Annotated in this window: 18 protein-coding genes and 1 tRNA gene; 10 read left to right on the top strand and 9 right to left on the bottom strand. The window is 41.8% G+C overall.

The window, feature by feature from the left end:
- Window positions 1–3: 3 nt before the first annotated feature.
- Both KDN43_RS08190 and KDN43_RS08185 read right to left on the bottom strand, forming a co-directional pair.
- Entirely contained in the window at window positions 4–1,359 is a 1,356-nt protein-coding gene (locus KDN43_RS08190; protein WP_238841484.1) for a citrate synthase, read from the bottom strand.
- A gap of 83 nt (window positions 1,360–1,442) precedes the next feature.
- A complete protein-coding gene (locus KDN43_RS08185) occupies window positions 1,443–3,716 on the bottom strand; it encodes an aconitate hydratase (RefSeq protein WP_238841483.1) in 2,274 nt (757 codons plus the stop codon).
- Window positions 3,717–3,969: 253 nt separating this feature from the next.
- On the opposite strand from KDN43_RS08185, the gene KDN43_RS08180 reads away from it, so the two are divergent.
- From KDN43_RS08180 to KDN43_RS08145, 8 genes are all read left to right on the top strand, one after another.
- Window positions 3,970–4,380 (top strand): SoxR reducing system RseC family protein, encoded by a 411-nt coding sequence (locus tag KDN43_RS08180; RefSeq protein ID WP_238841482.1) that lies wholly within the window; start codon window positions 3,970–3,972, stop codon window positions 4,378–4,380.
- 125 nt (window positions 4,381–4,505) lie between these two features.
- Entirely contained in the window at window positions 4,506–5,375 is an 870-nt protein-coding gene (locus KDN43_RS08175) for a Fe-S cluster domain-containing protein (protein ID WP_238841481.1), read from the top strand.
- A gap of 12 nt (window positions 5,376–5,387) precedes the next feature.
- Window positions 5,388–6,719 carry an electron transport complex subunit RsxC gene (rsxC, locus tag KDN43_RS08170; RefSeq protein WP_238841480.1) on the top strand — a complete coding sequence of 444 codons (1,332 nt, stop codon included), beginning with the start codon at window positions 5,388–5,390 and terminating at the stop codon, window positions 6,717–6,719.
- Window positions 6,720–6,741: 22 nt separating this feature from the next.
- Window positions 6,742–7,707 (top strand): RnfABCDGE type electron transport complex subunit D, encoded by a 966-nt coding sequence (locus KDN43_RS08165; RefSeq protein WP_238841479.1) that lies wholly within the window; start codon window positions 6,742–6,744, stop codon window positions 7,705–7,707.
- Window positions 7,700–8,365, top strand: coding sequence for an RnfABCDGE type electron transport complex subunit G (locus tag KDN43_RS08160; protein WP_238841478.1), 666 nt, complete (start codon window positions 7,700–7,702; stop codon window positions 8,363–8,365). The genes KDN43_RS08165 and KDN43_RS08160 overlap by 8 nt, the downstream gene beginning before the upstream one ends.
- Window positions 8,358–8,957: an RnfABCDGE type electron transport complex subunit E gene (locus tag KDN43_RS08155; RefSeq protein WP_238841477.1), complete on the top strand. Its 600-nt coding sequence runs from the start codon at window positions 8,358–8,360 to the stop codon at window positions 8,955–8,957. Before KDN43_RS08160 ends, KDN43_RS08155 begins: the two co-directional genes overlap by 8 nt.
- A gap of 12 nt (window positions 8,958–8,969) precedes the next feature.
- On the top strand, window positions 8,970–9,554 hold the full coding sequence (gene rsxA / locus KDN43_RS08150; protein WP_238841476.1) for an electron transport complex subunit RsxA: 585 nt from the start codon (window positions 8,970–8,972) through the stop codon (window positions 9,552–9,554).
- Between the two features lie 192 nt (window positions 9,555–9,746).
- On the top strand, window positions 9,747–11,036 hold the full coding sequence (locus tag KDN43_RS08145; protein WP_238841475.1) for a DUF6600 domain-containing protein: 1,290 nt from the start codon (window positions 9,747–9,749) through the stop codon (window positions 11,034–11,036).
- Between the two features lie 13 nt (window positions 11,037–11,049).
- On the opposite strand, the gene KDN43_RS08140 is transcribed toward KDN43_RS08145, so the two are convergent.
- The 5 genes from KDN43_RS08140 to lpxD form a co-directional block, all read right to left on the bottom strand.
- Complete coding sequence (locus KDN43_RS08140) at window positions 11,050–11,925, bottom strand: carbon-nitrogen hydrolase (protein WP_238841474.1); 876 nt, start codon at window positions 11,923–11,925, stop codon at window positions 11,050–11,052.
- A 358-nt stretch (window positions 11,926–12,283) separates the two neighbouring features.
- Window positions 12,284–13,306, bottom strand: a complete 1,023-nt coding sequence (locus KDN43_RS08135; protein ID WP_238841473.1) for an agmatine deiminase family protein — start codon at window positions 13,304–13,306, stop codon at window positions 12,284–12,286.
- 4 nt (window positions 13,307–13,310) lie between these two features.
- Entirely contained in the window at window positions 13,311–14,099 is a 789-nt protein-coding gene (gene lpxA, locus KDN43_RS08130) for an acyl-ACP--UDP-N-acetylglucosamine O-acyltransferase (protein ID WP_238841472.1), read from the bottom strand.
- Between the two features lie 20 nt (window positions 14,100–14,119).
- The gene (locus KDN43_RS08125; protein WP_238841471.1) at window positions 14,120–15,502 is read right to left on the bottom strand and encodes a bifunctional UDP-3-O-[3-hydroxymyristoyl] N-acetylglucosamine deacetylase/3-hydroxyacyl-ACP dehydratase; all 1,383 of its coding nucleotides are present in this window, start codon (window positions 15,500–15,502) and stop codon (window positions 14,120–14,122) included.
- 427 nt (window positions 15,503–15,929) lie between these two features.
- Window positions 15,930–16,976, bottom strand: a complete 1,047-nt coding sequence (lpxD, locus tag KDN43_RS08120; RefSeq protein ID WP_238841470.1) for a UDP-3-O-(3-hydroxymyristoyl)glucosamine N-acyltransferase — start codon at window positions 16,974–16,976, stop codon at window positions 15,930–15,932.
- A 245-nt stretch (window positions 16,977–17,221) separates the two neighbouring features.
- On the opposite strand from lpxD, the gene KDN43_RS08115 reads away from it, so the two are divergent.
- Both KDN43_RS08115 and KDN43_RS08110 read left to right on the top strand, forming a co-directional pair.
- Window positions 17,222–17,297: transfer RNA gene (locus KDN43_RS08115), tRNA-Pro, on the top strand.
- A 136-nt stretch (window positions 17,298–17,433) separates the two neighbouring features.
- Window positions 17,434–18,606: a tyrosine-type recombinase/integrase gene (locus tag KDN43_RS08110; protein ID WP_238841469.1), complete on the top strand. Its 1,173-nt coding sequence runs from the start codon at window positions 17,434–17,436 to the stop codon at window positions 18,604–18,606.
- A 72-nt stretch (window positions 18,607–18,678) separates the two neighbouring features.
- Here the strand turns inward: KDN43_RS08110 and KDN43_RS08105 are convergent, their stop codons facing one another.
- Both KDN43_RS08105 and KDN43_RS08100 read right to left on the bottom strand, forming a co-directional pair.
- Window positions 18,679–20,643, bottom strand: coding sequence for a hypothetical protein (locus tag KDN43_RS08105; protein WP_238841468.1), 1,965 nt, complete (start codon window positions 20,641–20,643; stop codon window positions 18,679–18,681).
- Window positions 20,640–24,368, bottom strand: coding sequence for a phage tail tape measure protein (locus KDN43_RS08100; RefSeq protein ID WP_238841467.1), 3,729 nt, complete (start codon window positions 24,366–24,368; stop codon window positions 20,640–20,642). The genes KDN43_RS08105 and KDN43_RS08100 overlap by 4 nt, the downstream gene beginning before the upstream one ends.
- Window positions 24,369–24,414 lie beyond the last annotated feature (46 nt).

The following is a 24,414-nucleotide window of genomic DNA, read 5'->3' as shown; positions in this document are numbered from 1 at the left end:
TTATTATCTTTCATTCATCGGTACAAAGGACTGTTTCTCCCGCACATTTTTATATGCAGGGCGTATCAGGCGTTTACTGGCGAAATTCAACTCCTCGATACGATGGGCAGACCACCCAACTATGCGGGCCATGGCAAATAGAGGCGTAAACACTTCAAACGGCAATCCTATAGCATCATACACAAAGCCTGAATAGAAATCTACGTTGATGCAGGTATTCGCTTTGGCTGTGAGCTTTTTGGCATCTAAAAACACCTTAATGGCACGTTCTTCAATAAGTTCCATAAATTCGAATTCCTCTTCCCTCCCCTTCTCTTTAGCCAGTTCACGAGCCATTTTTTTAAGAATTACTGCACGTGGATCACTGATAGTATATACTGCATGGCCAATTCCATAAATCAGCCCCGAACGGTCATATGCCTCTTTTCTGAGAATTTTGTTAAGGTAATCGTCCACCTGATTCACATTTTTCCAGTCTTTTACACTTCTCTTCATATCTTCAAGCATCCCCTGAACCATAATGTTTGCACCTCCATGTAGCGGACCTTTCAATGAACCTATACCTGCCGCAATAGCTGAATAGGTATCGGTTTCGGTTGAACTGGTTACCCGGACGGAAAAGGTGGAGTTATTACCTCCGCCATGTTCTGCATGAAGTATCAGCGCCAGATCAAGGATCTTTATATCAAGTTCGGTATAATTATTGCGCCCTTTCATCATAAATAGGAAGTTCTCTGCAACCGAGCGATCCTCGTAAGGGTGACGAATATGCAACGAGCGCCCCATACGGTCATGCCGGAGAACCTGATAGGCATAAGCAATTATTGTTGGAAACTTAGCAATAAGATTTACAGACTGCCTGATAAGGTTATCGGGAGAGATATCATCAGGATTTTCATCATATGCGTACAGCTCAAGAACACTTCGTGCCAGAATATTCATAATATTCTTCCCTTTTAATGAAAGGATATTCATGGTAGCCGTGTGATTAAGAGGCATCGTTTGAGCAATTAAACTGTTTGCTGCTTCCAGCTCCTCTCTGTTTGGCAACCTGCCCGAAAGCAGAAGAAAAGCTGTTTCTTCAAAACCCAACCTGTTTTCTAACTGAATACCCTTTACCAGCTCTTCCACATCCATGCCCCGGTAAAACAGTTTTCCGGGAACTGGCTTCAGGGTACCATCTTCCAGACGCTCATAGCCCACCACGTCACCAATACGGGTAAGCCCTGCAAGTACACCGGAATGGTCCTCATTACGAAGCCCTCTTTTCACACCCATCTTGGTGAAAAGTTCTTTATCAATATTGCTTGTAAAAGCAATGGAATCTGATAAAGTTTTGGTTAATAGCTCGTTTGTCATTTTTGAAAATTCTATTTGTTAATTTGTCAGTTTTTTATTTAATCCATTCTCTTTACTATTAAAATCTAACTTTATCTCTTCCATCATATCTCAAGGTTGTTATTCCTTCTCATTGCATTTAATGCGCTTCCGGCTTTAAACCACTCAATCTGCTGCTTATTATATGTATGTGATGCTTCAAAGTTGTCTTTTGTCCCATCTGCATGCAGCAACTCTATCATCATATTTTTGCCAGGAGCAAACTCTTTCAATCCCTTAACACTTATTTTGTCTCTCTCCTGCACCTTTATATAATCATCCTTATTTACAAATGTAAGTGCCAGCATTCCCTGTTTTTTCAGGTTAGTTTCATGAATCCGGGCGAAAGATTTAACCAAAATCACTTTCACATTCAGATGACGCGGTTCCATGGCGGCATGCTCCCTGCTCGACCCTTCGCCGTAATTCTCCTCTGCAACTACTATAGAGCCCAGGCTCTTCGACTTAAACATGCGTGCCAGCTTAGGTACTGGAGTATATTCAAGTGTCTCAGGATTGAGTACGGCATTTGTTCTGTCGTTGAAAGCATTTACCGCACCAATGAGCATATTGTCGGATATATTATCAAGGTGCCCACGGAAACGGAGCCATGGCCCCGCCATTGATATATGGTCGGTTGTACATTTTCCTTTTACTTTGATAAGAAGGGACAGTTCAGTATAGTCCTCTCCGTCCCATACGGAGAATGGTTCCAGTTTTTGGAGCCTTTTCGAATCTGGATCGATGGTAATCACAACACTCTTCCCTTCACCCAATGGTGCCACGTAGCCTGTATCCTTCACTTCGTAACCTCGGGGAGGGAGCTCAATACCGACAGGTTCGGAGAGCTTTACCTGTTCTCCCTTTTCGTTGGTGAGAGTATCGGTCAAAGGGTTAAAGCAGAGGTCGCCGGCAATAGTAAGAGCTGCCACCAGCTCAGGGGATGCAACAAAAGCATGTGTGTTGGGATTTCCATCGTTGCGCCTGGCAAAATTTCGGTTGAAAGATGTAACTATTGAGTTCACACGGTTATCGGCTACATCGTCACGTTTCCACTGGCCAATACAGGGGCCACAAGCATTGGCAATAACAGTAGCTCCCGCATCCTCAAATATCTTTAGAATACCGTCGCGTTCGGCTGTATAACGAATCTGCTCCGAACCGGGATTGATCAGAAAACGCGCTTTCACCGGCACACCATCTTCACGTGCCTGGTTCACTATGGAGGCTGCCCGTGTAAGATCTTCGTACGATGAATTTGTGCATGACCCTATCAATCCCACCTCCATTCTCCGGGGATAGTTATTCGTCCTTACCGCATCGCCGAATTCAGAAATAGTATAAGCTGCATCAGGCGTAAAAGGCCCGTTAATATGTGGCTCTAACTCAGAGAGATCTATTTTGATAAGCTGATCATAATATTTTTCGGGATTAGCTACAACTTCGGGATCAGGCTGCAGATATTCCATCAGCCCGCGTGCAGCATCGGCCAAATCCTTTCTGCCGGTACTCTCAAGGTATATCGCAGATTTTTCATCGAAAGGGAAGATTGAAGTAGTAGCCCCCACTTCGGCACCCATGTTGCAAATAGTGCCTTTTCCTGTTGCCGGGAGTGTCTCAGCCCCTTCGCCGAAATATTCAATAACGGCGTTTGTACCACCTTTAACAGTAAGGATACCGGCCAGTTTCAGGATAACATCCTTTGGGGCGCTCCATCCCGACAGCTTTCCGGTAAGTTTTACCCCGATAAGCTTTGGCATTTTCAGCTCCCATGGCAGTCCGGCCATAACATCCACGGCATCGGCACCACCAACACCAATTGCAATCATGCCCAGGCCACCGGCATTGGGCGTATGAGAGTCGGTACCAATCATCATCCCGCCGGGAAAAGCATAGTTTTCAAAGACTACCTGATGTATAATGCCTGCACCTGGTTTCCAGAATCCGATGCCGTATTTATTGGAAACATCCTTCAGAAATTCATATACCTCTTTATTGGTAACTTTTGCAGTCTCCAGATCTGTTGTGGCATTCTGATATGCCTGGATCAGATGATCACAGTGCACTGTGGAAGGTACAGCCACGCTTGTACGACCGGAGTTCATCAGTTGCAGAAGGGCCATCTGTGCGGTAGCATCCTGCATGGCCACACGATCGGGTGCAAAATCTACATAGTCGGTGGCACGCTTGTAATTTTTAACCTGAACACCTGGCGAGAGATGGGAAAAAAGAATTTTTTCAGTATAAGTCAAAGGACGTTGTAAAATCTCTTTTACCTGTTTAATTTTTGCTGGGAGATCTTCATAAACCTCACGAATCATATCGATATCGAAAATCATACTGTTGATGAGTATTATAGTTGATGAGTATTATATATGTTGTGAATGAAATATTCTGTGATAGACTTTTCAACAAATATACTTCAATAAATGTTCGGATGAAGTTGATAAACTTATTTCATCTAAAGCATTTATCATTTACCAACATCATAACAGTTGAGTAAGTTCAAAAAACTTTTACTATTAACAAAAATAATCCGTAACTTTGCACACGGATTGAATTCAAGAAGAAGACTCATTTTACCATTGTTTCATGATCGAGCACGAGGGAATAATTGATAAGATCATCGGCAATCATATATCAGTTCGTATATTGCAACAGTCGGCCTGTAATGCGTGCCACGCCAAAGGTGCATGTATGGCAGCCGATTCAAAAGAAAAACTGATAGATGTTTTTGATTATACCGGAAGTTTCCGGGAGAATGAGCGGGTGATTATTCAAGGGAAGGTTTCCATGGGATATAAAGCTGTTTTATGGGCATTCCTACTCCCCCTTGTTGTCCTTGTCACAATGCTTGTCTTTACCATATCGGTATGGAATTTCAGCGATACGGAGGCAGCTATAAGCTCCATACTCGCTTTAGTTCCCTATTACATAGCACTGTACATGTTAAGAAACAAAATGGCAGACTCTTTTAAATTTACGATAAAAAAAACAGATTAATCAACAACTATTTCATCTAACAAAACAAAAAGAAGACAAATCTACTCGGATTATGTTGTTTTGAGAAATAGTCTATTTCGGCCTATAAATAAAATTTCAAACGTAGGAACAAACTTTAGTTAAACATGAGTGTATTACTTACTGCTGTTGCAACATTAGGTGTTATTGGAGCCGGAAGCGCAGCTATCTTGTATTTAGTGGGTCAAAAATTCAAAGTGGAAGAAGATCCCCGTATCCAGGAGGTCCAGGATGCATTGCCAGCAGCCAACTGCGGAGGTTGTGGTTTCCCCGGATGCGCCTCTTTTGCATCAGCATGCGTGAAAGCAGAAACGCTCGACGGGCTGTTCTGCCCGGTAGGGGGACAGAAAACTATGGGCGAGGTAGCTTCCATACTTGGGCAAAAGGCACCTGTTTCGGTAAAGAAAATTGCAGTGGTCCGTTGTAACGGAACATGCGAAAACAGGCCTCGCACCAACCTTTACGATGGAGTTTCCAGTTGCGCAATTGCTTCGGCGCTCTATGGTGGCGACACTGGCTGTTCTTTTGGTTGCCTGGGGCTTGGCGACTGTGTAGACTCCTGCACCTTCGATGCCATCCACTTAAACCCTGTGACAATGCTCCCGGAAGTTGATGAGGACAAATGTACAGCATGCGGTGCCTGCGTAAAGGCATGTCCCAAGGATATCATCGAACTGCGCAAGCAGGGCCCAAAATCGCGCCGGATATACGTAAGCTGTGTCAACAAGGAAAAAGGTGGCGTTGCAAAAAAATCGTGCAGCGTGGCATGCATCGGGTGTAGCAAATGTCAGCAGGCATGCCCACATGATGCAATTACAATCGAAAACAACCTGGCTTTCATTAACGATGACAAATGCCGTCTATGCCGCAAATGTGTTTCGGTATGCCCCACCAACTCAATTTTGGAATTAAATTTTCCTCCCCGGAAAGAGTCTCCCCAGTCACCCAAGGAGGAGGAGGCCACTGTAACCGTATAAGATAAATATTATATGTTAAAAACATTCAGAATTGGCGGTATTCACCCAAAAGAGTACAAAATATCCGCCGGAAAAGCAATACAGCCCATTGCCATCCCCGATCAGGTGATTGTCCCGCTGTCGCAACACATTGGTGCACCCTGCCAGCCCATAGTCAAGAAAGGTGATGTTGTAAAAACAGGCACACTTATCGGTAAAACCGTGGGATTTGTATCGGCAAACATACACTCTCCTGTTTCCGGAACAGTACTTAAGATAGACAAAGCGCTTGATGCGAGCGGATACAGGCGTGATGCCGTTTACATAAAGGTGGAAGGCGATGAATGGGAAGAATCGATAGACCGTTCTAAAACATTGGTAAAAGAGTGCATTCTTTCACCTAAAGAGATCCTCGAGAAGATTGCCGCTGCAGGTATAGTGGGAATGGGGGGCGCCACCTTCCCCACGCATGTAAAACTTACCCCCCCTCCCGGAACAAAGGCTGAAGTATTGATTGTTAATGCCGTAGAGTGCGAGCCTTATCTTACCTCCGACCATCAGCTGATGATGGAAAAAACCGAAGAGATATTGGTAAGCATTGCCATTGTAATGAAAGCTATAAATACCAGGAAAGCGATTATCGGCATAGAAAACAACAAGAGAGATGCCATTGAGAAATTTACTCAGGCGGCTAAAGCATATTCCAACATAGAAGTAGTAGCGTTGAAGGTTCAATACCCTCAGGGAGGCGAGAAACAACTTATCGATGCTTTGTTAAAACGGCAGGTTCCGAGCGGCGCACTACCCGTATCTGTTGGCGCTATTGTGCAAAACGTGGGTACAATGTTCGCCATATACGAAGCTGTTCAGAAAAACAAACCACTAATAGAGCGTGTTGTAACGGTGACCGGCAAAAATATGAAAAATCCCTGCAATGTTCTTTCACGACTGGGCATTCCGGTGAGTGTTCTTATTGATGCTGCAGGAGGATTGCCCGAATCTACCGGAAAGGTCGTCAGCGGCGGCCCAATGATGGGAAAAGCTCTGGCCAGCACCGACATTCCCGTTACAAAAGGGACTTCAGGAATACTTATTATACCAACACTGGAAGCGAAGCGAAAATCGATGAAAGATTGCATCCGCTGCGCAAAATGTGTCAACGTATGCCCTATGGGATTAAATCCTTCTCTGCTGATGAATCTGACCGAATACGAAATTTGGGACAGAGCGGAAAAAAACAGCATTACAGATTGTATTGAATGCGGTTCATGCAGCTACACCTGTCCCGCCGACCGGCCATTGCTGGATTACATCCGGTTGGGAAAAGGAAAGGTAAACGGGATAATCAGAGCAAGAAAAAAATAACGCAAAGAGAAAGATTTATAATATGGAAAATAAATTGGTTGTCTCACCATCGCCACACGTACATAGCGGAGACAATATTCAAAAAAACATGTATGGCGTGCTCATCGCCCTTATACCGGCGTTCATTGTTGCGCTTTATTTCTTCCGGTTGGATGCGCTAATTATCACAGCCTGTTCGGTACTGTTTTGCATGGGGTTTGAATATCTCATTGTCAGGTTTATAATGAAGAAAGAGCCATCTATTTTCGACGGCTCGGCAATTATCACCGGAGTACTGCTGGCATTTAACGTGCCATCTAACCTTCCGGTATGGATTCTTGCTCTTGGATGCCTTTTCGCCATTGGTGTGGTTAAATTATCGTTTGGCGGGTTGGGCAACAACATCTTCAATCCGGCAATTGCAGGACGTATCTTTCTTCTGATATCATTTCCTGCTCAGATGACCACATGGCCATCTCCCGTGACAGCCACATCCGTTGATGCAGTAAGTTCGGCAACTGTGCTGGGAGTATTAAAACACTCTCCCGAATCGTTGCCAACGATTATGGAAATGTTCCTGGGCATAGAATCAGGTTCGCTTGGAGAGATGAGTGCAGTAGCTCTGCTTATCGGCCTCATTTATCTTCTATGTAAAAAAATAATCACCTGGCATATTCCCATATCAATTATGGCTGTAGTTGCAATTTTTACAGGCATTCTATATATTTTCAATCCCATACCCATGTACAATCCGCTTATACATCTATTTTCGGGGGGACTGATGCTGGGTGCAATTTTCATGGCCACCGACTACGTGACGTCACCAATGACTAAAAGAGGTATGCTCATATACGGAGCCGGCATAGGAGTAATAACAGTAGTGATACGTCTTTGGGGCGCCTATCCCGAAGGAGTCTCATTTGCAATACTGCTGATGAATGCCTTTACTCCGCTCATCAATAACTACACAACACCAAAACGATTCGGGGAGGCAGTAAAACATGGCTAAATTACAATCAACATTCAAAAATATGTTCCTTTCGCTCTCAATTATATGCCTCACGGTAGCCGTGCTGCTGGCGCAAGTGAACAAGATGACCGCGAAACCTATTGCCGAAGCAAAAGCTATGAAGCTTCAAAACGCAATCAGCGAGGTAGTACCGGAGTTCGACAACGATCCTGTAGCTGAGGCTTATCTGATGGCTGACGGCCTGGGCGACTCTCTTATTGTGTATCCGGCAAAGCGGGGCGAAGAGATTGTTGGTTACGCTTTGAACACCTTTTCCAACAACGGTTTCGGCGGAAACATCCAGATCATGGTTGGGTTCGATATGGATAACAAAATTGTGAACTACTCGGTACTGCAGCATGCAGAGACACCGGGACTGGGATCGAAGATGTCGGACTGGTTCAAAGATATCACCAAACCGTCACAGTCCATACTGGGCCGTGATCTGTCACAGGGACTGCTGGCCGTGACAAAAGACGGTGGCAATGTGGATGCCATCACGGCATCTACCATCACCTCAAGGGCGTTTATAGAAGCAGTAAACAGGGCCTATTCGGCATACAAGGGAAGTAAGGAAGATGCAATGTCGGGTGCCACCGAGGCAGCCGCCGATAATAAAAAGGAAAACTCAGAGGAGGGAGGCGCGAACAATGAATAAGCAGATAAAAGTACTTTTCAACGGAATTATTAAGGAAAACCCCACGTTTGTATTGCTGCTGGGGATGTGCCCCACGCTGGCAACCACAAGCTCCGCCATAAACGGAATGAGCATGGGTCTGGCAACGATGTTTGTACTGATATGCTCAAACGCTGTCATATCGATGCTAAAAAACCTGATTCCCGATATGGTGCGTATTCCCGCCTTTATTGTGGTTATAGCCACTTTCGTAACCATCATAGAGATGCTAATGAATGCCTATGTCCCTGCATTGGCCGACAGCCTTGGCATATTTATACCACTTATCGTTGTAAACTGTATTGTTCTTGGCCGTGCCGAGTCGTTCGCATCAAAGAACGGTGTTATACCTTCTGTTTTCGATGGCTTGGGGCAGGGATTGGGTTTTACACTCTCGCTAACGGTATTGGGTGCACTAAGGGAGCTGCTTGGTACCGGAAAGATTTTCTCTCTCAACATCTACCCCGAGAAGTTCGGTTCCCTTATCTTTGTACTTGCACCGGGTGCCTTTATTGTGCTGGGATATCTTATCGCCGCCTTCAATAAACTTCAACATAAGGAAGAAACAAACTAATAACCTGATAGTATGGAATATATTGGAATTATAATAGTCGCCATCTTTGTAAACAATGTTGTCTTTTCCCAGTTCTTGGGGATATGCCCATTCCTGGGTGTGTCGAAGAAGGTAGACACGGCAATAGGTATGGGCCTTGCTGTTACTTTTGTGCTGACCATTGCCACTCTTGTAACATTTCTCCTTCAAAAAGGAATTCTTGAACCTGCCGGGCTCGAATATTTACAGACCATCTCTTTTATCCTTGTAATTGCTGCCCTGGTACAGATGGTTGAGATTGTTCTAAAGAAAATTTCACCTGCTCTTTACCAGGCTTTGGGAGTTTATCTGCCGTTAATAACTACAAACTGTGTTATTCTGGGCGTAGCCATACTGGTTATACAGAAAGATTACAGCCTGTTGGAATCGGTGATCTATGCAGTCGCCACTGCCGTTGGTTATGCCATGGCATTAATAATATTTTCAAGTATCCGGGAACAGATGGCTATCACCAAAATACCCAAAGCTATGAAAGGTATACCCATTGCACTCATAACAGCGGGTATAATTGCCATGGCCTTTATGGGATTTTCGGGAATTGACCAGGTATTTAAGTAAACAGAGTTTATTACAATACGCTTTACTAATCATGACTCAGTGTGGAATATCGCTGCATCCCCCATTGAGCCATGATTTTTTTACCATTTAGCCATATTTCTTGAGTTTCATGCCAGAAAGAGTTAAACCATTTTTCCGAACAGCTGTCATATTGTAAAATCAGAAAAGTTGCACTCTTTAATAATTATAGATATGAAAGCTTTAAAACACCCCATCATTCTAGCAATAATAGCACTGGCTTTTACTTCTTGCTATTCTTCACAAGGATATGTGTATTCGCAAGGACACGATGATTATGGTTATTACGGGGATGATTACTATTACGATGATGATCGTTATTACGGGGACCAAGATAGAGACGGCGTTAGCTTCAGTATATTTTACAATGAGCTGAGTCCTCACGGCAGATGGATCAACAATCACAACTACGGCCGAATTTGGGTTCCAAGAGTTGGAAGAGATTTCCACCCCTATGCCACCAACGGTTATTGGGTAATGACTGATTACGGCAACACCTGGGTTTCCAACTACTCATGGGGATGGGCGCCTTTCCATTACGGACGATGGTTCTATGATGATTTCTACGGATGGGCATGGGTTCCGGGTTACGAGTGGGCACCTGCATGGGTCAGCTGGAGAAGCGGAGGCGGTTATTACGGTTGGGCTCCGATGGGTCCGAGGGTAAACATCAGCATCCATATAAATATTCCGGGCAGCTACTGGACATTCCTGCCTTCCAGATATATGTATCACCGCAGTATGCACAGGTACTATAACAGATACAGCCCCACAATATACAATCGGACAACCATTATCAACAATACTTACATATATAACGATAACCGTTATTACAGCGGGCCAAGCGCAAGAGACTACGAACGCGAAACAGGAAGGAAAGCTACGGTGCGACGGCTTGAAAGCACTAACAACCGTTCAGGCAGATCTACCAGAGTAAGTAATAACGCGGTAAATGTTTATCGTCCCGATGCAAACAGCGGCAGAACCACAAGTACAAGGCCTGCAGTTAGCGGTAGGAGTACAAACAGCAGAAGCAGCAATAGCAATACCAGGGTTTCGGAAGGGACAGCTCCGCGTACCGGTACATCATCAACGAGTCGTAACACTACAGTCAGGCCAACGGAGAGTACCACTAGAAGTAATTCGTCCAGCAGAAGTAGCAGAAGTAGCAATAGCAATACCAGGGTTACGGAAGGGACAGCTCCGCGTACCGGTACATCATCAACGAGTCGTAACACTACAGTCAGGCCAACGGAGAGTACCACTAGAAGTAATTCGTCCAGCAGCAGAAGCGCCACGGCAACACCTCAAAGGTCCACCTCTTCTTCATCAAGAAGCAATAGGGAGAGCAGTACGGTAAGGTCTACTTCCGGCTCCTCAAGCAGGAACAACAGCGCGGGCACTTCATCCTCAAGGAGCAGTAGTGAGAGCAGTAGATCCGGCAGATCCTCCGGACGCAGGTAACTAAGTTAAAATATCAATCAATCCAGCGCCTAATCAACCCACCGTACTCATCAATGCGGCGATCCCTGAAAAAAGGCCACCAGCGGCGCACACTCTCGGTACGAGATTTATTGATCTCAATTATTTGGGTAGCCTCCTCATTATCAGGAGCTCTATACAATAATTCGCCCTGCGGGCCACACACAAAACTATTTCCCCAAAATTGAATCCCCTTTGTTACTCCTGACGGATCGGGTTCAAATCCGGTACGGTTCACAGAAACAACTGGCAACCCGTTTGCTATGGCATGCCCTCTTTGCAGGGTAATCCATGCATCCTGCTGACGCTGTTTTTCATCATCGGTATCGGTCGACTCCCATCCTATAGCAGTAGGAAAAATAAGTATTTCTGCACCTTCAAGAGCCATAAGCCGGGCTGCTTCGGGATACCATTGGTCCCAGCACACCAAAACACCCAGCCTACCTGCTGATGTATCAATGGGGTGAAAACCAAGATCCCCGGGCGTAAAGTAAAATTTTTCGTAATATGCCGGATCATCTGGAATATGCATTTTTCGGTATTTTCCCACAATTGTTCCATCTTTCTCTATGACTACAGCCGTGTTATGATACAATCCTGCAGCACGTTTCTCGAAAAGGGAAAGTACGATCACTACCCTAAGCTCTTTAGCCAGCTGCCCGAACAGACTGGTAGAAGGCCCGGGTATTGTTTCCGCCTGGTCAAAAACATCAGTATCCTCGGTTTGACAAAAATAAAGCCCATTATGCAGTTCCTGCATTACAATCAGTTCTGCCCCTTCACTGGCCAGCTGTCTAATTTTTTGCTGTAATCTGGAGATGTTCTCATCCCTGCCTGCACTGTTGGCTTGTTGTATTACTCCTACTTTCATACAATTATTATTTTTTCACTTTATGGTATAAAAATGTTCTGTTAAAACTTTATTTATAATACTGGCAATCAATATGTTATACTAAATTCTCGAAAGTACTATACTCTATTGATATTCTGTAAATTATATGAATTATTTTGAAATAATTACCGAAGTATTGGCATAAAAATCCTATGATATTTAAGATAATCATATCCTCCAGGTATTTAACTATTATTCCAAACAATACAGTCCCATAATCATTTTTTTCGCATTCATTCATCTTATCCTCACAGTAAGATAATAATTTCTTAAATGAAGCCCTGATTAGTCAATTTTTTACGTTTGATATAAGACGTTTCGGATATATTACAATTTTTTAAATGAAGCCCTCGGGTAATTGCATGGTTATGCAGTGCAATGAACCATGTTGTTTAATTAAAGGCATGCAATCGATACCGGTAATCTCTCTGCCGGGAAAAGCTTTCTGAAGTTGCTTTTTCGCAATTTCATCTTTTTCTGTTCCGTAAAATGGAAGTAAAACCGCACCGTTTATAATCAAAAAATTGGCATATGTTGCGGGAAGCCGGCAACCATTATCGAACACCGGATCCGCCATCGGCAAATCTATAAGCCTGTAGGGTTGCCCGTCCATGGTAACATGTGACTTCAGTTCATCCTCCATCGCCCTCAACTCGCTGAAATGTTCATCGTTTACATCGTAACACTTCACGTAAGCTATTGTATCTTCGTTACAGAAGCGTGCAAGCGTATCAATATGGCTATCAGTATCATCACCTGCGAGGTATCCGTGTTGTAACCAGAGTACACGCTCTGCGCCCAATGACCTCTTCAAATATTTTTCAATTTCCTCCTGACTCATCGGCTGATTGCGGTTGGGAGCCAAAAGACACGCACTGGTAGTAAGTATTGTTCCTGCACCGTCAGATTCAATTGATCCCCCTTCAAGGATAAAATCCAACATGCTCTTATAACCGGTTTGAGCTTTGAAAACCCCCTTGTCAAACAATCTCCCTGTGATAAGGTTGTCTTTGTCGGCTGCAAATTTCAACCCCCAGGCATTGAATCCAAAATCCAACAGCATGGGTTTATTATCGATAAAAACAGATATGGCCCCATGGTCGCGCGCCCATGTATCGTTGCTATCTATTTCGGCCATGATAATATTTTTTCGCTCATTCTCGGTGAAATGTTTCAATATTTCATAGCCTTCCCTAGCAACGATAAGCAGTTTCTCCCTCTTAAGAATCTCTTTCGACAGGGTTATGTAACAAGCTGTAACCTCATCCAGTATATCAACCCAGTCGGTACCGTGATGAGGCCATGTTATCTGCACACCGCTCTGATGACTCCATTCGGCAGGGAAAACAATACCTGCCATAAAACTACCCTTCCATGTTGCCGCGTACAATACCGCGATTCGATAAGCGGATGAAATCGAGTATCAGGCTGAGGTCGTCACTTTGCGGCAGCTCTTTTTCAATTCTCTCCACTGCCTGTGTGATGTTATAACCCGACTGGTACAGATAACGGTACACCTCCTGTATTGAATTAATGCGTTCGCTGGTAAACCCTCTACGGCGAAGTCCTACAACGTTGAGTCCAACAAAAATTATCGGTTCCCGTCCAACCATTACATATGGAGGGATATCTTTCGGGATCTTCGATCCTCCCTGAATCATAACATGGGCTCCAATACGAGAAAACTGATGTATCAGGGTACCGCCGCTGACAATGGCAAAATCGTCAATCTCTACTTCACCTGCTAGTTGCGTTGAGTTACCCAATATCACGCTGTCATTAATTACACAGTCGTGAGCCACATGACTGTAAGCCATAATAAGACAATCGTTGCCGACTTTTGTAAATCCTTTTGAAGCAGTACCTCTGTTCACTGTTGCACATTCGCGAATTGTAGTATTATCCCCGATAATTGCTGTTGTTTCTTCACCCTGAAACTTCAGATCTTGAGGAATGCCTGAAATAGTAGCATGTGGAAAAATTGTACAGTCTTTTCCGATACGGGCTCCGCTCAGGACTGTCGCATGGGTCATCACCCGGCTACCATCTCCTATTTCAGTATTCCGATCGACATAAGCAAACGGTTCTACAACCACATTATCTCCCAGTACGGCCTCAGGATGTACAAAGGCCAAAGATGAAACACTGTTCATAAATATGAGAACGATTAAAATTATTTATTTTTAATTATTTGCGCAGTAAAATCGGCTTCAGAGATTACTTTGTCTCCTATAAATGCCAATCCTCGCATCGTGGCAATTCCCCGACGTAACTCACTTGTAAGTTCTACCCTGAAAATTAGGGTATCACCAGGAACCACTTTATGTCGGAATTTCACGTTATCAATCTTCAGAAAATATGTAGAATATCTTTCCGGCTCATCTAACCTCCCAAGGACCAGCAAGCCACCTGTTTGAGCCATCGCCTCAATCTGCAAGACACCTGGCATAACAGGCTCCTGAGGAAAATGGCCCATAAAAAAGGGTTCATTGGTCGTAATGTTCTTAACCCCTACAATATAATTGTCGGTCATCTGTATAATCTTGTCCACCATAAGAAATGGATAACGGTGCGGCAGCAATTCGCGGATACGGTTATTGTCCATCACTGGCTCTGCAGTTACATCATAAACGGGAGGCTGAACTTCATTTAGTTTAATATCTTTACGAATAAGCCTTGCCAGATGATTGTTGATCTTGTGTCCGGGCCTGATGGCGATAAGCCTTCCTTTAATAGGCTTTCCAATAAGTGCTATATCCCCGATGATATCAAGAAGCTTGTGACGGGCAGGTTCATTCGGAAAAGCAAGTTCACGATTGTTAAGATATCCAAGTTCTTCTGCATTGTGGCGTGGCACATTCAACTCATCTGCAATCTCATCAAGTTCATTCTGCGACAATTTCCTCTCATAGATCACAATTGCATTATCCAGGTTTCCCCCCTTAATAAGCCCTGACTGCCTTAGTTTTTGTATCTCACGAACAAAAACAAACGTGCGCGCCGGGGCTATCTCTGTTCCAAAATCGGTAACAGAGTCCATTGTAGCGGACTGATTTGGAATATAGTATGAATCAAATTCAATAAATGAATTGACACAGAAAGCATCGTCCGGCAACAATGTCAGTTTTGATCCGGTTTCGGGGTCAGACACCTCTATTTTATTGCGTACAATATAATAATCCTTCTCCTTTTCTTGCTCCTGAATACCCGTAGCAAGTATGGCTCTGACATATTCGGCAGCACTTCCGTCAAGAATAGGGAACTCTGAAGCATTGACTTCTATAAGGCAATTATCAATTCCGGATGCATATAGTGCTGCAAGTCCGTGCTCTATCGTGCTAACGACTACGTCCCCTTTACCTACAACGGTTCCTCGTTGGGTATTAACCACATTTTCTGCCAATGCTTCAATCACAGGCTGATCTTCTAGATCAATTCTTTTTATCTTATATCCGTGATCTACCGGGGCGGGTTTAAAGGTTACCTCAATTTCTAGTCCCGTGTGGAGTCCGGTTCCACGTAGGGTGAAGTTATCTTTTAATGTATTCTGTTTCACTTTATATACTTTTAAATAGTAGTTTCCTTTCAGGTTTTTACAGCGTAAAACAAGTTCAGGCAAATTTAGTTGCTTTGAATCCTGTTATATTTTCGTCCGCAATTGCATAACTCAATCGAGTTTGCTTCTGTCTCGCTTAACGAAATAGTTCACTAAAGTTAGATATTTGCTCGCCGTGGCATAGCTCAAGCAAGCTTGGCTCTGCTCATACGGCTTAACGCAAATAGTTCACTAAAGTTAGATATTTGCTCGCCGTGGCATAGCTCAAGCAAGCTTGGCTCTGCTCATACGGCTTAACGCAAATAGTTCACTAAATGCTATACTAAAATAGCTCATTTTACAAACTTTTGTGCAAATATACAACCAAATACACACATTTCACCTAAATTTGTGAAATGTTTGCTAAAATGAGCCTGAAAACGATTGATTAATCGTCGGTACATAGCTTATTTTTAAGCTCTGCGATCTCTTTCTCCATTGAATTCAACTGCCTGTACATTTCAGGAAGTTTAGAAATAATAATACTCGATTTAAAGAAGTTTTTCACTGGAATAGCGGGGGATCCTAATATTTCAGATCCCTCTTTTGTATTACTGATAATACCTGATTGAGCGCCTATCTTACAATTTTTCCCAATGGTAATATGCCCGCCAATTCCTACTTGTCCGCCAAACACACTGTTTTCACCTATCTTGGTTGAGCCTGCTATTCCAACCTGGGCTGCCATTGCGGTGTTTTCGCCTATCTCGCAATTATGAGCTATCTGTATAAGGTTGTCGAGTTTTACACCCTTACGTATTACTGTTGAACCAATCACAGCACGGTCAACAGTGGTATTGGCACCCACCTCCACATTATCTTCAATAATCACATTGCCCATCTGTGGAATTTTATGATACACATCATCTTCTTTGCTGAAACCGAAACCATCTGCTCCTATCACTGCTCCTGAATGCAGTATGCAGTTATCCCCTATTACACAATTGTGATAAATTTTCACTCCGGGATAGAGAATACAGTTATTTCCTATCTTTACATTCTCTCCCACATACGATTGCGGGTAAATCTTACTGTTCTCACCTATCTGAGCATTGTCTCCAATATAAGCAAAACTTCCTACATAAACATTTTCGCCAAGTGTAGCTGTAGATGAGATAAAACAGATATCGTCCGCTCCACTCTTCTGTGGGGTATGATTGTTAACCAACTCCATCAGCGATGCCAGGGCGGTATAGGCGTTAGACACTCTTATCAGGGTTGCCTTTATAACACCTTCCTGTACAAAATCGTTGTTTACAAGTACGATATCGGCACCGGTCTCGTAAATATATTGAGTATATTTGGGGTTACCCAGAAAAGTTATTGTCCCTGCTTTACCCTCTTCTATCTTTGAAAAACCGGATACTTTTACATCCGGATTACCGACAATTTCTCCTTTAAGAAAATCGGCTATTTGTTTTGCTGTAAATGCCATTGACTGTAAATATTTTTTTGAAGGCTGTTTAAATCACTCACGGTAAACATATTTTTTATTCTTCTATTTCAATAATTTCAGTTATTTGTTTCTGGTGCAATTAATACAACCTCTTAATTTTTCAATGTGCAAATTAACAACTATTTTTTATATCAGGAAACAAATAAATTCATAATATACATTAATTGATACCTTACTTTGCTTGTGCAATTAAAATTAAAATACTACTTTTGCATTCACATTTTCGGGATGTAGCTCAGTCCGGTTTAGAGTACGCGTCTGGGGGGCGTGGGGTCGGAAGTTCGAATCTTCTCATCCCGACAGAGAAAGTCCGAAACCTGTACTGGCATAGAAGTTGAGACATTGTCGCAATGACTAGCCGGGACAGTATCGGGACAACAGAGATTAATTTATTTTACGTTTCAGTCTGATAAAGTCTGAGAGGTAAAAAAAAATTATGTTTAGCCAAGTAGGGAAAACATCCGTATTGCCCATTATTTCGTACACACCGCCACAATTATATACCGGCAAAGACTGGTATGTGGGTTTTTATGCTTATGATCCGTCGCAAAATAAAATGCGTAGAAAAAGGATCAAACTAAATTTCATTAAAAAAACTGGTGAGCGCAGAAAATATGCCGGGGAACTAATTAAAAGGCTTAACACTCAGCTTGTGAACGGCTGGAATCCATGGATTGAGGCTGACAACAGTAGAGCATACCATACTCTTGAAAGTGTATTTGAACATTACAGACGTTATTTAGATAAAATGTTTGCAGATGATATCTATAGAAAAGACACTTATGACACATACATTTCTTATCTAAAAAATGTTGAATCATGGAATAACAACCGTTCAAACAAAGCTGTATATATCTATCAGTTTGACCAATCATTCGTTAGAATGATGCTTGAACATATTTATCTTGAAAGAGAAAGTAAGCCGCAAACCAGAGATAACTATCTAAGATGGATGAAAGTTTTTTCTTCCTGGTTAATTCAAAATCAATATTTAAAAGTAAGACCAACAGATGGTTTTATAAGTTATGGTAAAAAGTCTATAAAAAAGAGCAGAAGTGCAATACCTGATGCTGACATGAAGAGGATAAAAATACATGTTGAAAAAACAAATAAACACTACCTGCTAGCATGCTACATGTTGTATTACTGTTTTGTAAGACCAAAAGAAATTGGACAAATTAAGATATCACATATTTCACTTAAAAGACAGACTCTTTTTATTCCTGACGTGAATTCAAAAAATAAAAAAGATGGCACCCTAACATTGCCGGCAAAGGTTATAAGATTGATGCTAGAACTTAATATATTCAAATATCCAAGTGGTTATTTTTTATTTTCAAATAATTTTATGCCTGGGAAAGAACAAAGAAGTGAAAAACAATTTAGAGACTTTTGGTTTCACCACGTTAGAAAAAAACTGGATCTTCCTGCTTCCTATAAGTTTTATTCATTAAAAGATACCGGTATTACTGCCATGTTGAGAACTCAACCATCTATTACAGTTAGAGATCAGGCCAGACACTCATCTCTTCTCATGACAGATAAATACACTCCACATGATATTCAAGAGGCCAACGAGTTAATAAAAAACCACGAGACATATTTCTGATATATATACTTACCCTGAAGACATTTAAAAAGCGTACATGTGTGCATACGTACGCTTTTTAAAAACAGTATTTTAATTTAATACAGCTTCAAGCCAAACCGTTAAAGTGCCGTCAGACTCTTTTATGAATTTTTGATTTATATCATAATGTCCATATTCAACCTCATAAACCCTCTCAAAATACCTGCCTCCGGCACTATATTGTGCAGCTGTTGGATGTGGTGGGTAAAATGTAGTGCGAGATGTTTTATAAATAAAATGTTTAGCAGTTGTATTGCTCCTCTGTGTTTTAAGTTCCCATTCATAAGGTCTGTCAGGAAAATAATCAGACTCTGTACGAGCGTTAGATATAGGCTTTTGCAAATTTGTTGTCAAGAAACTACAGTTTTGAGGATCCTTCAAACCGGGCACGTATTTTAGTTCTGAAATAAGATAGGGCTGATTATCTACCAAAACTCTTCTCAGTGTCGTAAGTGAGAGCTTCTGGTCTTCGGATAGCTGCAAATCAGCATTCATGTTAACCAGCGCATTACGCATCAGAGTATCGCGACTTCGCCAAAATCTCTCAAATATACCGTCAGCTCCATTGTAAAATAATGAATAATCCCAAAGGCGAAGACCGGTCCAGTCATAATTTGAAAGTGTCCCAATATTATAAGTGTAATAGTTATCATAATAACTGAAGCAAAGCATAGGTTTAAGCTCTCCGGCATTTGAACTTTGTTCTTCAGACTCATCTGACATAATTATTGTGCTGTGTAATGCCCTGCCAGGACCCACATAAGGATAAGTAATCCAATATGTGATAACATCCGGAATTATGTCTGGGAATGTTTTATCATCAGCAGTAATTACACCGCCGTCATAATAACTGTTGCTAAGATATCCAACTACTTCATAAGTAATTTTATCCCCAAAAACACCTTGACGCACAATAGACCCATCTGCAGGACGTATATACGCTGTTGGAAAATTTACAGCTAACATTGAGATTGGCAATCTTTCTTGTATTTGATATGGGTAGAGAACCCATGGATCACCAAAAAGACTTGAAAAACCATGTACCTCTTTTGGTGCAGGCAAAATTTCTGAAGATAATTTTACTTGCTTATACTCATCTGTATAATCAAATCTCAAAGGTGATGTTATATTATTTGAAAGATCTACACTTATAGGTTGATTTATCTGTTCATCAAAATGAATAATGTCAACAGTCTTATGAATTTCATCCGGAACAATTTCCATATTGAATTTACGTATAAGGTCGAAAAATGAACTCACCATTATATTTGGGATAATATCAACATAGTCTATCCTGTTATTGACAATTGTGTCTATATTATCATTTAAGAGCGACATGGTTGAGAAAGGCTCATCATCAAGAAATGAAGGGTTAAGAGTATATCCAAAATATAAAAGAACCTCTTGAAGCACATGTTTAAATTTAGGGAATGGCGTAATATAAAAACCTCGCGGAACGTTGATTTTATTTCCATCAATAATCTCAATTGTATCAACATTCTTTTTGAAATCATATTTATTTAAAGTTGTCGAGAACTTCATCTCATTTAAGATATAGTTATCCGTGGCAACCTGAAAGCATGCAAACCGATGATCTGAAGCCGTGATAAGGGAACGCATAAAATCTATTGTCTGGTCCATACTGGAGAAAACAATACTTTTGCCTTCAAATATTTCTTTCAGAGATACATCTTTAATTTTTTCATAAAATGCACCCTCGTTTAGGTAAAAGGATGTTTCTATATTATCTTTTGAGCTGGCAGAAAGAATAGCCTGACGGCCTACTATGGAAAATGCCCCTTCTTGAAGTTGGACATTTAGCCTACGTGTAATTTTATCGGATCCGTCTCCACGATTAGGATAATTGAGAAGTTTTAAGTTTTTCGATGTTGCCGGTATTGTGATTGGAACGCTCTGTTCGCCCAAATCATTGAAAAATGGATTAAAACGAGTAAGCTCAATCTGTGTTTCCGGGAAAAGATCGTATGATTCTCCGGATGGATGTGTTATTTTCATTTTGAACCAATTTTACGTGATGCATTTTGAAGATTTTGCTTTTGCTGAATTTCAGTAAGCGAAACAGAAGCAGGAATACCTTTTGAAAGTGACTTAAGCAAGTCTCGAACCTCTGCCAGTAAGATAGGATCAAAAGTTGACACTTGTTGTATTGTTTGCTCGGTCTGAGAATAGTTCCCACTGGCACGTTGCGGGACAGTACCCGAACGAGCATCATTGATTGCATTAATTATCATTGGGTAGTTTATATGCCTTTGCAAACGCGACAAGTCTGGTGCTGATACAACCAATTCACGGCCCTGCTCACCCATAAGAGTCGGTGTAGAAACAAACCCGGTTTGAGCAATGCCTTTATAGGGCACTCCCCGGTATGTTCGTCCATCATCAGCTCCAACCACATCATACTTACCAGTGGCACGCTGTGGGACTCTTGCACCTTCTACGACTGTATCAGAATTTACTTGAATGTTTTGCGTTGCTCTGTTGTTAAAAGCTCCATTTACAGCTGACTTTGCCACAGCAAAAGCAGCCTCAATTAAACCTACTAAGACAGCAGCTCTGGCAAAACCTGATGCGCCGAATGTTGCAACAGAATCGGGTTGAGCTAAAGATGTTGCAGTTGCACCAGCTATTGCTATTTGAACTTGTACTTTAAGTGCATCCAGTGCCATATTTATAAGAGTCTTAAGTGAACTCTGAACTATATCTTCATTGCCAGACAAAGCCCCTCCAACTAAGGTTCCCATCTCATTTGCAAAATCGAAACCTAATGAGGCCAAATCCGCTTTTTGTTTTAAATCGGCTTCAAATTGAATTTTAGCTTGCTCTTCATTTTGTTTTGCGATTGCTTTAAGATTTGCCCAATTTTGTTCTGCCCTTGCTTTATCCGCTTTTTCTTGAATTTCCAGAAGCTTTGCCTGATGTGCGCGCTCTTCATCCTGGATTTTCTGAAGCATTGTTTTTTTCATATCGAAGAGCTTTAACTCTATTTCTTGCTGCTGTTCAAATGTTAAGCCGGCCAGTTCTAGATTCTTCCGGAGGCGTTCCATCTCGAGATATTCAAGCTCTCTATTATATTCTTCCTGAGATATTATACCATTCACATATTTCCATTGAATAGCTGCTTTTTCTTTTGCTATATAGTCTTCTAGTCGTTTTAGAGCTTTCTCATATTCAGTAGCAGTTGATGTCCCAAGTGGTGTGGGATTGGGATCATCTTCACTCTCTATATCCTGAATTACTGAACTTACATCTGTGAGTTTAGTGATAATTCCACTGAAACGTTGATCGACTTCGTCCAGAGCTTCACTGCTGTTTTTAACCTCACTAACTAGATCCTCAATCACATTTTTTACATTGAAAACACCTTTATATGCGTCTATACCATAGGTTTGCTGTATATCTTGTAGAAGTTGCCTCTGCAATTTATCATAGTCATTACCACCCTGAGCAGTAAACTGGCTTACAGTCCGGTTGATTGTCTCACGGATAGAAGAGAGAATCGGTTCATCATCTACCTGCTTACCAATCCGCTTCATAGCTTTATCGGTAATTTTCAATTGTTTATCCAGTGAATCGGTGGTTATCTTATCTGCAGCTTGATTTTTAACTTTAAGAGCTATTTGCTCACGCAGACCATTATTAACAGCATTAATTGCTTTACCGATATCTGTTATATTACCCTCTTCATCTATTAAACCTTGTAGATATTTACCATAACGGCTAATAATTTCTTTTCTTATTTGAAGAAATGTGTCGCTTTCCGGATTAGTCTTTTGTAGAGCTTCAAACAGTGAATTAGCCTCTCGAGTTTCAGTGGCGAGCTCATTATTAAATTCTTTTGTTGCATTTTTTATGGCTTTTGTAGCTGCATTTGTCCTGTTTATCCATTGAACAAGCTTGATTAATCCAGCAACAGCTGCTGTAATGCCGACCATCAAAAGCCCAATTGGATTTGTAGCCATAGTAGCATTTAATAAACGCCAGGCTTTTCTTGCTTTTGCCAGATTGCCGGTGAGAAGTGCAGATGCAGCAGCATAAGCTAGTGTTAAAGCACGACCTGCTTTTAGTCTGGCATTCTTTATAGCCATAATTACATTAGTCTTAGTAAGCTCCAGACCAAGACGTTTTTCCCACATTGCAGCAATCTTAACCCCAACTGTATATGCTGCATAAGCAGTAACCATATACATAATGCATTTGCCCCATTTCTCAAAGAAGTCAAGCACTGCAGGAAGTAATTTTACTATGTATGTAACTATATTAGTGCTTTTCAATAGAGCCGGATTAAGACGTTTCCCAAGCTCTTCAGACGAATCTTTAAATGCTTTGCGACGTTTTTCTAATTCCGCATTGGCATTGTTGTTTTTAATATTATACTCTTCTGTAAGACTGGTAGCCTCGATCATAGTTTTATTTGCGATCTGCTGAGCTTCGTCAATTTTATCAACACTGCTGGCCAAAGATGAAATAACGCCGACTGCACGGGTCCCGGATAGTCCCATTTCATCAAACAAAGGTATTAATTCCTGAAACCCTCCACGTTCATTGAGAGACCTAAGTAATACCTTTATTGCTTCGTTTGCATCGGTTCTTACTAATTCTGTGAATTTAGAGACTTCGACTCCTGCGATCTGTGCGAATTTTGCAGGTTCGCCCATCATTTTCACGATTACTTGCTGCAATGCCGTAGCTGACATTTCAACTTTCTGCATATCCTGATCAAGAACTGACGCAAAACCAAGTATGGCATCAATACCGATATTTGCCTGAGAAGCTACACCGCCTAGCCGACCGGCAAACTGGACAAGATAATCCTCCTGAGTAGATGATGATGCGCCCAGCTCATTTATGGCCGAGCCTACAGCCAGCATTTTCCCTTCTAGGTCAAGATTTTCAAGCTCATGTGTAGATTTGGTGAAAACATCTACCATCTTACCAACTTCTCGAACCGCTCCTTCACCAAGATCTTCACCAAGTGCAACATCAATTTGATTTGCAGCTGTCACGAATCCCAGTATATCTTCACGAGATTGTAAACCAAGTTTACCGGCATCACGCGCAAGCATATTTAACTGTTCTCGAGATGTCCGGGTATCCATCTGTTTAAAAACTTCATTTAACTCCAGGACTTCATCTTTTGTCATACCGGTAGTTTTCATAACATCTGCATAAACGTCATCCATGGCAGCAGCATCCTGGCTGAGTTTACGTAGGGCAAAGCTCACTCCTGTTATTGATGCTATTGTACTGGCCAGAATTGCACCATATTTATTGAACCCATCAGTCACACGAGACATAACGGATTTCTGACGTCCAAGAGTACCGTACATTTCTTTTTGAGAAATGTTTAGTTGCTTTTGTGTTGCAGTTAAATTTTTTAGAATAGCATTATATTTGTCAGTGCCTTTTGTTGTTTCAGATAGTTCACGACGTAAAAGGTTACGAGTTTTACGTAGTTCGTTATATGTTGCTCCAGATAGATTTTTAAGGATTCTTTCTGTTTCCCGGACTTTGTTCTGATAATTTCCGTAAGATTGTTCAAGTTGTTTGAGTTCCCTCTCTTTAGTCTTGCTTGTTTTTGAATCTTTCTGACCCTGAGCATCGAGCTTTTGTAGCTCTGCACGAAGTTCACCCATTTTCTTTTCCAGCGATTCAACGTTAGTCATCGCATCAGAATTGTCAATAAATATTTTTATTGAGCGGTTGAGATCTCTTTTAGCCATAGTTGCTATATTTGGTTTGATGCAAATTTCTGCAATTCAATGGCTG

It is taken from the genome of Proteiniphilum propionicum, from assembly GCF_022267555.1.
GTDB classification, from domain to species: domain Bacteria; phylum Bacteroidota; class Bacteroidia; order Bacteroidales; family Dysgonomonadaceae; genus Proteiniphilum; species Proteiniphilum propionicum.
Note: the sequence above shows the minus strand (reverse complement) of the source record. Positions and strands in the feature narration are given on the sequence as shown.

What these genes read in the sequence shown, in the direction of transcription:
- rsxA (WP_238841476.1), top strand. Translation starts at nt 8,970, where the DNA reads ATGGAATATATTGGAATTATAATAGTCGCCATCTTTGTAAACAATGTT.
- KDN43_RS08105 (WP_238841468.1), bottom strand. Translation starts at nt 20,643, where the DNA reads ATGAAAATAACACATCCATCCGGAGAATCATACGATCTTTTCCCGGAA.
- KDN43_RS08180 (WP_238841482.1), top strand. Translation starts at nt 3,970, where the DNA reads ATGATCGAGCACGAGGGAATAATTGATAAGATCATCGGCAATCATATA.
- KDN43_RS08165 (WP_238841479.1), top strand. Translation starts at nt 6,742, where the DNA reads ATGGAAAATAAATTGGTTGTCTCACCATCGCCACACGTACATAGCGGA.
- KDN43_RS08160 (WP_238841478.1), top strand. Translation starts at nt 7,700, where the DNA reads ATGGCTAAATTACAATCAACATTCAAAAATATGTTCCTTTCGCTCTCA.
- KDN43_RS08155 (WP_238841477.1), top strand. Translation starts at nt 8,358, where the DNA reads ATGAATAAGCAGATAAAAGTACTTTTCAACGGAATTATTAAGGAAAAC.
- KDN43_RS08190 (WP_238841484.1), bottom strand. Translation starts at nt 1,359, where the DNA reads ATGACAAACGAGCTATTAACCAAAACTTTATCAGATTCCATTGCTTTT.
- lpxA (WP_238841472.1), bottom strand. Translation starts at nt 14,099, where the DNA reads ATGAACAGTGTTTCATCTTTGGCCTTTGTACATCCTGAGGCCGTACTG.
- KDN43_RS08185 (WP_238841483.1), bottom strand. Translation starts at nt 3,716, where the DNA reads ATGATTTTCGATATCGATATGATTCGTGAGGTTTATGAAGATCTCCCA.
- KDN43_RS08145 (WP_238841475.1), top strand. Translation starts at nt 9,747, where the DNA reads ATGAAAGCTTTAAAACACCCCATCATTCTAGCAATAATAGCACTGGCT.
- KDN43_RS08100 (WP_238841467.1), bottom strand. Translation starts at nt 24,368, where the DNA reads ATGGCTAAAAGAGATCTCAACCGCTCAATAAAAATATTTATTGACAAT.
- KDN43_RS08110 (WP_238841469.1), top strand. Translation starts at nt 17,434, where the DNA reads ATGTTTAGCCAAGTAGGGAAAACATCCGTATTGCCCATTATTTCGTAC.
- KDN43_RS08140 (WP_238841474.1), bottom strand. Translation starts at nt 11,925, where the DNA reads ATGAAAGTAGGAGTAATACAACAAGCCAACAGTGCAGGCAGGGATGAG.
- lpxD (WP_238841470.1), bottom strand. Translation starts at nt 16,976, where the DNA reads ATGGCATTTACAGCAAAACAAATAGCCGATTTTCTTAAAGGAGAAATT.
- KDN43_RS08135 (WP_238841473.1), bottom strand. Translation starts at nt 13,306, where the DNA reads ATGGCAGGTATTGTTTTCCCTGCCGAATGGAGTCATCAGAGCGGTGTG.
- KDN43_RS08175 (WP_238841481.1), top strand. Translation starts at nt 4,506, where the DNA reads ATGAGTGTATTACTTACTGCTGTTGCAACATTAGGTGTTATTGGAGCC.
- rsxC (WP_238841480.1), top strand. Translation starts at nt 5,388, where the DNA reads ATGTTAAAAACATTCAGAATTGGCGGTATTCACCCAAAAGAGTACAAA.